A 3,310-nucleotide genomic window follows, 5' to 3' on the forward strand; every position below is an offset into this window, starting at 1 on the left:
GCCCCCGCCGGCTGCGGCGCGGGCAGGCGAATGATCGTGTAGCGGAAGAAGAACTGGGTGGCCGGGCCAATCAGCAGCGCATAGACCACGGTGCCCAGCCCCACCGGACCGCCCAGCACCCAGCCCACCCCCAGCACGCCCAGCTCGATCAGCGTGCGGATCAGCCGGATCGACCAGCCGGTGCGCAGGTGCAGCCCGGTCATCAGCCCGTCGCGGGGTCCGGGCCCGAAGTGGCAGCCGATGTACAGCGCCCCGCCCAGCCCGTTGATGAGGATTGCGGCCAGCAGCACGCCCAGCTGCCAGCCCAGCCCCTGCACCGGCGGGATCAGCCACAGGAACAGGTCCAGGCCCACCCCGATCAGCACCACATTGGCCAGCGTCCCCAGCCCGGGCCACTGGCGCAGCGGAATCCAGGCCAGCAGGACCAGGGCGCCGACGATGATCACGACCGTGCCCAGCGACAGCGGCAGGTGTTCGGCCAGGCCCAGGTGCAGCACATCCCACGGATCCACCCCCAGCCCGGCGCGGATCATCAGCGCCATCGCCAGCGCAAAGAGCAGCAGGCCGGTGATCAGATTGAACAGGCGCACCGGCAGGCGCCCGGCCCGCAGCTGCTGGAGGGGGGTGAGATTGGTCAGGCTCATGATCCATCCAGCCTAGGACCAGGACGCGAACCGGGGCCACAAGCCGCGGGACGCGCCCGGTCACAATGTGCCCAGCGCCACTTCCAGCGCCCGGGCCAGCTCGTTTAGATCCCGCGGCCCGGCCGCGTGGTTGTTCCCGGTCCCCGCACCGGTCTCCGCCCCCACCGTGGCCGCCTGCCCGGCCGGGCGCAGCGCCGGAACGTGGATGAACAGGGCCGGCAGCGGCATCCGGTAGGCCAGGTAGGCCACGTGGTTGCACACGAAGCGCCCGGCGTCCTGGGAGACGCGGGCGCCGAACCCTGCCGCGTTCAGGGCCGCGGTGAGCGGTTCGGGGTCCAGGGTGCTGGCCACCCGCTGCGGCCCGGCGGTGATCGGGCGGCTGCGGGGCTGGGCGCCGTCATTGTCCGGGATCCTGGCGTCATCCTCATTCACGCCCCAGCGTTCGGGGGTGATCCGGCTGCGGCCCCCGGCCTCGCCCAGGCAGATCAGCGCCTGCGGGCGGTGCTCGGCGACCAGGCGCTGCAGGGCCGGGCCGGAACGCGCGAAGGAGACCGGCAGCAGCGCCGTTGCCAGGGTGTGCTGCCCGACCCGGGAGGGCAGCAGGGCCAGCACCTGGCCGCTGGCATTGAAGTGATCGGAACCGAAGGGCTCAAAACCGGTGACCAGAAGACGCATGCCTCCCATTATCGCGCCAACTGTCCGGCACGGGTGCTAGAACTGGGAACACGAAGCGCTTCCCAACCCGAAAAGGACGAAACCCATGACCGTGGCCCTCGTGATCCTGGTGGTCTTCAACATCCTGTTGAGCGTGCTGCTCGGCCTGCTGGTGGTGCGGCGCACCGGGGCGGCGGGACAGGACCCGGCCGCCATCACCCAGGCGGTGCGCGCCACCCACGGGGAACTGCGCCAGGACCTGGGCAGCCAGCGCGCCGAGCTGCGCCAGGCGCTGGGTGAGGTCCGCCAGGACAACGAGGTGCGCCTGGAACGGGTGCGCGCCACCCTCGACGAGCGGCTGACGACGCTGACCGAGTCGAATTCCGCGCGCCACCTGCAGCTGCAGAGCCTGCTGCGCGAGGAAATGGACAAGCTGCGCGCCGGCAACGAGGCGAAGCTGGAGAAGATGCGCGAGACGGTGGATGAGAAGCTTCAGGGCACCTTGGAAAAGCGCCTGGGCGAATCCTTCGAACTGGTCAGCAAGCGCCTGGAGATGGTGCAGCAGGGCCTGGGGGAGATGCAGTCCCTGGCCGCCGACGTGGGCGGGCTCAAGCGCGTGCTGACCAACGTGAAAAGCCGCGGCTCCTGGGGCGAGGTGCAGCTCTCCCGGCAGCTGGAGGACATCCTGACCGCCGAGCAGTACGAGCAGAACGTGGTGATCCGCCCCGGCAGCCGCGAAAGCGTGGAGTTCGCCGTCGTGCTGCCCGGCCGGGAACAGGGGGTGGTGTACCTGCCGATCGACTCGAAGCTGCCGCAGGAGGACTATGAGCGGCTGCTTGACGCCCAGGAATCGGGGATCAAGCAGGACATCGAGCAGGCCAGCCGGGCCCTGGACCGGGCGATCATTGAGCAGGCGAAGCTGATCTCCGGGAAGTACATCGCCCCGCCGCACAGCACCGATTTCGCGATCATGTACCTGCCCACCGAGGGATTGTTCGCCGAGGTGGTGCGCCGCCCCGGGCTGGCCAGCCGGCTGCAGACCGAGCACCGCGTGCTGATTACCGGACCCACCACGCTGATGAGCCTGCTGAACTCGCTGCAGATGGGCTTCCGCACCCTGGCCATCGAACAGCGCAGCAGCGAGGTCTGGCAGGTGCTGGCCGCGGCGAAGGAGGAATTCCGCAAGTACGGGGACGTGTGGGACAAGCTGGGCAAGCAGCTGGCCACCGCGCAGAACACCGTGCGGGAAGCCGGCACCCGCACCCGGGCGGTGGAGCGCAAGCTGCGGGATGTGGAAAGCATCGAGGTCACCCAGGGCGACGTGCTGGACTCCATCCTCTAGCCGGGCAGCTGGGCGGCGCCTGCGAAACGCTGCGCCGGCCCCGGTGCTTGGCTAGCATGGCCAAAACCCGAGCGAAGGAGTTGACCATGAGCAAATACCTCATCTCATTTCCCAGCGGAGCGATGGACTTCCCGCCCGAGGACCTGCACGAGGTGGCGCGCGCCTCCCACGAGGTGGTCCGGCAGGCCAAGGAGGCCGGGGTGTGGGTGTTCGGCGGCGGCATTGATGAGAGCATCCCGCCGGTGATGGTGCACGCCGACGGGACCGTGAGCAAGCAAACCTACCCGCAGACCAGCCAGCTGGAAGGCGGGTACTCGGTGCTGGAGCTGCCCAGCTACAAGGAGGCGCTGGAATGGGCGGCGAAGTTCGCCGCCGGCTGCCGCTGCGCCCAGGAGGTGCGGGTCTTCCAGGACGACCCGGAAAGCTGAACCTCAGCCGCGCAGCGCCTGGGCCAGCTGCCGGGCGAGCTGCGGCCGGTCCAGCACGAACTGGTAGCGCCGCCCGCCGGCCGAGAAGCTCACGGCCGTGCGCCCGCCCATGTTCAGGCGGATCAGCCCGCCGGTGCGCAGCACCGGCCAGTTCAGCAGCCCCGGGTTCAGCCCGGAATCCGGTTCGACGCGGACCTGGCTGATCTGCTCCCGCGGCAGCCTGCGCCGCCACAACGGGGCGG

At 69.9% G+C, this 3,310-nt stretch carries 5 protein-coding genes; 2 read left to right on the forward strand and 3 right to left on the reverse strand.

Annotated features, from left to right (window positions below; genetic code table 11):
• A partial coding sequence (gene yczE / locus RCJ92_RS15360) for a membrane protein YczE (protein WP_446755053.1) occupies window positions 1–644 on the reverse strand: 644 nt, incomplete at its 3' end.
• A 60-nt stretch (window positions 645–704) separates the two neighbouring features.
• Window positions 705–1,319, reverse strand: coding sequence for a pyroglutamyl-peptidase I family protein (locus RCJ92_RS15365; protein ID WP_446755054.1), 615 nt, complete (start codon window positions 1,317–1,319; stop codon window positions 705–707).
• A gap of 85 nt (window positions 1,320–1,404) precedes the next feature.
• Between RCJ92_RS15365 and RCJ92_RS15370 the strand changes: the two genes are divergently transcribed.
• Together RCJ92_RS15370 and RCJ92_RS15375 are read left to right on the forward strand one after the other, a co-directional pair.
• Entirely contained in the window at window positions 1,405–2,640 is a 1,236-nt protein-coding gene (locus RCJ92_RS15370) for a DNA recombination protein RmuC (protein ID WP_446755055.1), read from the forward strand.
• Window positions 2,641–2,726: 86 nt separating this feature from the next.
• Window positions 2,727–3,068, forward strand: a complete 342-nt coding sequence (locus RCJ92_RS15375) for a YciI family protein (protein WP_446755056.1) — start codon at window positions 2,727–2,729, stop codon at window positions 3,066–3,068.
• 3 nt (window positions 3,069–3,071) lie between these two features.
• Here RCJ92_RS15375 and RCJ92_RS15380 read toward each other — a convergent pair.
• A partial coding sequence (locus tag RCJ92_RS15380) for a hypothetical protein (protein WP_446755057.1) occupies window positions 3,072–3,310 on the reverse strand: 239 nt, incomplete at its 5' end.

The organism is Glutamicibacter sp. BSL13, assembly GCF_052928425.1.